This window comes from Ideonella sp., from assembly GCF_036277275.1.
Lineage (GTDB): Bacteria > Pseudomonadota > Gammaproteobacteria > Burkholderiales > Burkholderiaceae_C > Ideonella.
In genome coordinates, this window is record NZ_DASUNH010000168.1 from 1 (window position 1) to 5,797 (window position 5,797).

General features: G+C 66.9%; 7 protein-coding genes and 1 pseudogene. 1 reads left to right on the plus strand and 7 read right to left on the minus strand.

The genetic code is table 11. The features are described 5' to 3' along the window. Positions 1-661: PEP/pyruvate-binding domain-containing protein (locus VFY73_RS28630; protein WP_329725000.1), on the minus strand; the 661-nt coding region annotated here is incomplete at its 3' end. Positions 662-968: 307 nt separating this feature from the next. Here VFY73_RS28630 and ppsR point away from each other — a divergent pair. Beyond that, positions 969-1,793, plus strand: coding sequence for a posphoenolpyruvate synthetase regulatory kinase/phosphorylase PpsR (gene ppsR / locus VFY73_RS28635; RefSeq protein ID WP_329725001.1), 825 nt, complete (start codon positions 969-971; stop codon positions 1,791-1,793). A gap of 84 nt (positions 1,794-1,877) precedes the next feature. Here the strand turns inward: ppsR and VFY73_RS28640 are convergent, their stop codons facing one another. The 6 genes and pseudogenes from VFY73_RS28640 to VFY73_RS28665 all read right to left on the minus strand — a co-directional run. After that, on the minus strand, positions 1,878-2,648 hold the full coding sequence (locus VFY73_RS28640) for an RNA methyltransferase (protein ID WP_329725002.1): 771 nt from the start codon (positions 2,646-2,648) through the stop codon (positions 1,878-1,880). A 4-nt stretch (positions 2,649-2,652) separates the two neighbouring features. Next, on the minus strand, positions 2,653-3,276 hold the full coding sequence (rnhB, locus tag VFY73_RS28645; RefSeq protein WP_329725003.1) for a ribonuclease HII: 624 nt from the start codon (positions 3,274-3,276) through the stop codon (positions 2,653-2,655). Beyond that, complete coding sequence (gene lpxB / locus VFY73_RS28650) at positions 3,248-4,366, minus strand: lipid-A-disaccharide synthase (protein WP_329725005.1); 1,119 nt, start codon at positions 4,364-4,366, stop codon at positions 3,248-3,250. Before lpxB ends, rnhB begins: the two co-directional genes overlap by 29 nt. 35 nt (positions 4,367-4,401) lie before the next feature. After that, on the minus strand, positions 4,402-5,190 hold the full coding sequence (gene lpxA, locus VFY73_RS28655; protein ID WP_329725004.1) for an acyl-ACP--UDP-N-acetylglucosamine O-acyltransferase: 789 nt from the start codon (positions 5,188-5,190) through the stop codon (positions 4,402-4,404). 8 nt (positions 5,191-5,198) lie between these two features. Then, the gene (gene fabZ / locus VFY73_RS28660) at positions 5,199-5,639 is read right to left on the minus strand and encodes a 3-hydroxyacyl-ACP dehydratase FabZ (RefSeq protein ID WP_329725006.1); all 441 of its coding nucleotides are present in this window, start codon (positions 5,637-5,639) and stop codon (positions 5,199-5,201) included. A gap of 5 nt (positions 5,640-5,644) precedes the next feature. After that, positions 5,645-5,797: pseudogene (locus VFY73_RS28665) on the minus strand (UDP-3-O-(3-hydroxymyristoyl)glucosamine N-acyltransferase); the annotation flags it as partial.

The following is a 5,797-nucleotide window of genomic DNA, read 5'->3' on the forward strand; positions in this document are numbered from 1 at the left end:
ACACCACGTCCTTGAAGCCGGATTCGGTGTCGATCGTGAACATCACGCCGGCCGAGCCCAGGTCGGAGCGGACCATGCGCTGCACGCCGGCCGACAGCGCCACGTCCGAGTGGGCAAAGCCCTTGTGGACGCGGTAGCTGATCGCACGGTCGTTGTAGAGCGACGCGAAGACCTCTTTCATCTTGTGCAGCACGTCGTCGATGCCGTGCACGTTCAGGAAGGTCTCCTGCTGGCCGGCGAACGATGCGTCCGGCAGGTCTTCGGCAGTGGCCGACGAGCGAACGGCCCAGGTGGCATCGGGCGAGCCGGCCACCACGCGGTCGTATTCGGCACGCACCGCCGCCTCGAAAGCCGGCGGGAACGGCGCGTCGGTCACCCATTGGCGGATCTCGGCGCCGGCCTCGGCCAACGCGCGCACATCGTCGGTGTCCAGTGCGGAAAGACGGGCGTTGATGCGCTCGGTCAGGCCGCCGTGCTTCAGGAACTCGCGGAAGGCGTGCGCCGTGGTCGCAAACCCGCCCGGCACCCGCACGCCCGAGGCAGCGAGTTGGCTGATCATTTCGCCGAGGCTGGCGTTCTTGCCGCCCACTGCCTCGACGTCGGTCATTCTCAGGTGTTCAAGCGGGGCGACCAGGGCGGTCGCCAGGTGGGTTGATGACATGGGGAAGCTCCTTGATGACAAAAAACCTGGCGCCATGCCACCCCTGTTGCCACGCCGGGGGCCCACGCTGCAGCGCGTGTGGTTCGATTTCTGAGGCTGCAGGGGCTCATCCGCGGTGTGTGTGTCGGGCCGCCCGAAGCGGCTCGTCCAAGGAGCACGTCAATTGGGGCGTCATTCTACGGAGGGATTGCCTATCATCGCTGAACCTCCGCTGAAACCGCCGCGTGCAATATGACTCGACCCCTGTCTCGCCCGCTGCCCCCTCAAGCGGTTCGACTGCCCCCTGGAACGGCTCGCCGGAACTGACATGCCCAATCGCACTGTTTTCTTTGTCTCCGACGGCACCGGCATCACCGCCGAAACCTTCGGCAACTCGATCCTGGCGCAGTTTTCGGCCAAACCCCGGCACATCCGGCGCCCCTTCATCGACAGCCACGACAAGGCGGACAAGGTCGTCTCGGAAATCAACGCCACCGCCGACGCCGAAGGCAAGCGTCCGATCGTCTTCATCACGCTGGCCAACGAGTCGATCCGGTCCGTTCTGACCAGCGACCGCTGCAAGGGCATGGTGATGGACATGTTCGCGTCCTTCGTCGAGCCGCTCGAGCGCGAGTTCGGCATCAAGTCCAACCACCGGGTGGGCCGGTTCTCGGATGCTGCCAAGAGCGAGGAATACAACGACCGCATCGAAGCGATCAATTTCTCACTCGCGCACGACGACGGCCAATCGGCGAAGAACCTGGAGCAGGCCGACGTGATCCTGGTCGGCGTCAGCCGCAGCGGCAAGACACCGACCTCGCTGTACCTGGCGATGCAGCACGGCATCAAGGCCGCCAACTACCCGCTGATCCCGGAAGACTTCGAACGCGGCCACCTGCCGACCTCGCTGGCACCGCACAAGCGCAAGTGCTTCGGTCTGACAATCGACCCGGACCGGCTGGCGCACATCCGCCACGAGCGGCGCCCGGGCAGCAAGTATGCGGCGATCGAGAACTGCCGCTACGAGGTGCGCGAAGCCGAGGTGATGATGAAGCGCAGCGGCATTTCATGGCTCAGCTCGACCCACAAGTCGATCGAGGAAATCGCGACGACCATCCTGCGCGACATCCGGCCCGACCGGTTGATCTACTGACTGCCCAAGGTCCGAGCTCGCCCGGCCCGTTCCCCGAGGGGACCAAGAAGCTCGGGAGCGGCCCTCGTTTCTTGAGACCAGCCCTCAGTTCAAGGTCGACGCGAAGAGACACACCGCCGCGGCCGCGGCAACGTTCAGCGACTCTTCGCCCCCCGGCTGCGGGATGCGAACGGTGTGGGCGCAACGGGCCATCAGCGCTTCGTCGACGCCCTGCCCCTCGTGCCCCAGCACCCAGGCACAAGGCTGCGGCAGCCGGGCTTCGCCGAGCAGCAGCCCGCCGTGTGAGCTGGTCGCCAGCAAAGGCACCTGCAAATCCGCCAGGTCCTCAGGCGACAGGCCTTCGATCAAATGCAGGCCGAAGTGCGCCCCCATGCCGGCACGCAGCACCTTGGGCGACCACAAGCCGGCCGTGCCCCTGATTGCCAACACCTGGCGCACGCCAAACGCAGCGGCGCTGCGCAGGATGCTGCCGACGTTGCCGGCGTCCTGCAGCCGGTCGAGCACAACGCTGGCGGCGGCGGGATCCATGGCCGGCGCCTGCGGCGTGGCGAGCAAGGCACCGAGCCGCGCCGGTGATTCCAGGCTGCTCAGGGTCTTGAACAGCAGATCGGGCACGCGCATCACGCGCCGGGCCTGGGCAGCCCAGCCGCGCCAATCGGGCCGCTCGGCCCACGCGCTCTCGGCCAGCACCATTTCATCCAGCGCCACGCCCCGCTGCAGCGCGGCCCCAACCAGGTGGTCACCCTCCAGCCAAACCTGGCCTTGCTTGCGATAGGCGCCAGGGTCGCCTGCCAGCTTGCGGATGCGCTGCAGCAGCGGGTTGTCGCGTGCCGTGATCAGCAGGGGTTCGTTCATCGGTTCATTTCAGGCTCAGTGCCTCGCGCACCGGCGCGAAGCTGCGGCGGTGCACCACGCAGGCGCCATGCGTGCGCAGAGCCGCCAGGTGCTCGGGCGTCGGGTAGCCCTTGTGGGTGGCGAAGCCGTACTGCGGATGCGCCTCGTCCAGCACCGAGCACAGCCGGTCGCGGTGGACCTTGGCCAGGATCGATGCGGCCGAGATCGACTTGATCTTGGCATCGCCCTTGACGATCGCCTCGGCCGGCACGCGCAGCACCGGCAGCCGGTTGCCATCCACCAGCACCTTGCCCGGCAACAGGCGCAGGCCTTCGACGGCACGGCGCATCGCCAGCATCGTCGCGTGCAGGATGTTCAGCGTATCGATCTCGTCGACGCTGGCTTCGGCGATGCTGCAGCACAGGGCCTTCGCCCGAATCTCGTCGAACAAGGCTTCGCGCCTCTTCTCGGTCAAGACCTTCGAGTCCTTCAGGCCGCGGATCGGCTTCAACTCGTCCAGGATCACCGCCGCGGCCACCACCGGCCCGGCCAGCGGGCCACGGCCGGCTTCGTCCACACCCGCCACCAGGCCAGGTGCGTCGAAAACGAGCGAAATCTGTTCAGGCTTCGAGGATTTGCGCGATCGCATCGCCGGCCTTGCGCGCCGTGTCCTGGCGCAATGTCAGGTGGAGTTCGGTCAGTCGTTCGTTCAGCAGCGCGCGCCGCGGCGCGTCGTCCAGCCAGGCCAGGGTCTCGCGGGCCAAGGCTTCGGGCGTGGCCGCATCTTGCAGCAATTCGGGCACGATGAACTTGCGGCTGAGGATGTTCGGCAGTCCGAACCAGCGCTGGTAGGCGCGGCGCTTCATGTACTGCCAGTTCAGCCAATGCATCCGGTAGGTGATGACCATCGGTCGCTTGAACAGCGCCGCTTCCAGCGTGGCCGTGCCACTGGCGATCAGCGTCACGTCGCAGGCGGCCAGCGCTTCGTGCGAGCGGCCTTCCAGGAGTTCGACCTCGGCGCCGCCGGCCAGCTCGTTGACCAGCGGCCAGACCATGTCCTGCAGCCCCGGCGCCACTGGCAGCACGAAGCGCAGGCCGGGCCGCTGGCGCGCCAGCAGGGCCGCTGCCTGCAGCAGCGCCGGCGCGATGTAGCGGATCTCGCTGCGCCGGCTGCCGGGCAGCAGGGCCACCACGGTGTCGTCGTGCGCAAGCCTCAATGCGTTGCGCGCCGCTTCGCGCGGCGGCTCCAGCGGGATCGTGTCGGCCAGCGGGTGGCCGACGAAGCTGGCCCTGACGCCATGCTGCTCGAGCAAGGCGGGCTCGAACGGGAACAGGCACAGCACGTGATCGGCGGCCGCGGCGAGCTTCTTCACCCGGTCACCACGCCAGGCCCAGATCGACGGGCAGACGAAATGCACGGTGCGGATGCCGGCTTCGCGCAGCGGCGCTTCGAGGCCGAAGTTGAAGTCTGGCGCGTCGACGCCGATAAACAAATCCGGCCGCTCGGCGATCAAGCGCTTGCGCAACGCAGTGCGAATGCCGACCAGCTCGCGGTAGTGGCGCAGCGCGTCGACATAGCCGAAAACCGACAGCTTGCTGCTCGGCCACCAGGCGTCGAAGCCCTGGGCCAGCATCTTCGGGCCGCCGATGCCCGCGGCCTGAACGCCGGGCCAACGCTCGCGCAGGCCCTGCAGCAGCAGGCCGGCCAGCAAATCGCCGGAGGCCTCGCCGGCCACCATGCCCAGGCGGGGATTCGACACCTTCACGCCGGCCTTCAGCGAACGATGCCGCGCTTGGCGCCGGCCAGGAAGTCGAGCATCGCTTCCACGTCGGTGTCGGCATCGGGCTGGCTGCCCTTCAGCGCGCCGATCGCGGCAGTGGCTTGTTCCAGCGTCAGCGAATCGCGGTAGATCAGCTTGTGCATCTGGCGGATCACACCCATGCGCTCGTTGCTGAAGCCGCGGCGCTTGAGCCCGGTCAGGTTCACCGCGCGAACGGCGAGCGGGTTGCCGTCGACCGTCATGTAAGGAGGCACATCCTGCGCCACGTGGCCCTGGAAGCCGACCATCGCGTGGGCGCCGATGTGGACGAACTGGTGCACTCCCGTCAGACCACCGATCACCGCCCAGTCGCCCACATGCACATGGCCGGCCAGCGTGGCGTTGTTGGCCATCACGATGTGGTTGCCGACGCGGCAGTCGTGCGCGACGTGCACGTAGGCCATGATCCAGTTGTCCGAGCCGATGCGGGTGACGCCCTCTTCCTTCATCGTGCCCAGGTTGAGGGTGCAGAACTCGCGGATCGTGTTGCGGTCGCCTATCACCAGCTGTGTCGGCTCGCCGCCATAGCTCATGTCCTGCGAGATCGCGCCGATCGATGCGAACTGGAAGATGCGGTTGTCGCAGCCGATCGTCGTGCGGCCCTCGATCACCGTGTGCGGGCCTACGCTGGTGCCGGCACCGATGCGCACATCCGGCCCGATGACGGCGTAGGGGCCGACGGTGACCGACGCGTCCAGCTCGGCCGCGGGGTCGACGATGGCAGTGGCGTGGATCTTGGCCATGTCCTGTGTCAGGACACCTTGCGCATCGTGCACATCAGCTCGGCCTCGGCGGCCATTTCGCCGTTGACGGTCGCTTTGGCCTTGTACTTGTAGATGCCACCGCGCACGCGATCGATCAGCGCTTCGAGCATCAGTTGGTCACCCGGCTCGACCGGGCGCTTGAAGCGCGCGGCGTCGATGCCGGCAAAGTAGACCACCATGTCGTCGCCAGGATCGACGTCCATCGACGCGAACGACAGCAGCGCGGCCGACTGGGCCATTGCCTCGAGGATAAGCACGCCCGGCATCACCGGGCGGTGCGGGAAGTGGCCGGTGAAAAACGGCTCGTTGATCGTGACGTTCTTCAGCGCCAGGATGCGGACGTTCTTGTCCAACTCGACCACCCGGTCCACCAGCAGCAGCGGGTAGCGGTGAGGCAGGCGTTTGAGGATCTGGTGGATGTCCATCACGGTGTTCATGGTGAGCTCTTCTTCTCAAGCGCGCGCAACCGCGTGCGCAAGGTGTGCAACTGGCGCAGTGTCGCTGCGTTCTTCTCCCAGTTGCCATTTTCATCGATCGGAAACACGCCGCTGTATTGCCCCGGCTTGAGGATGGAGCTCATCACCAC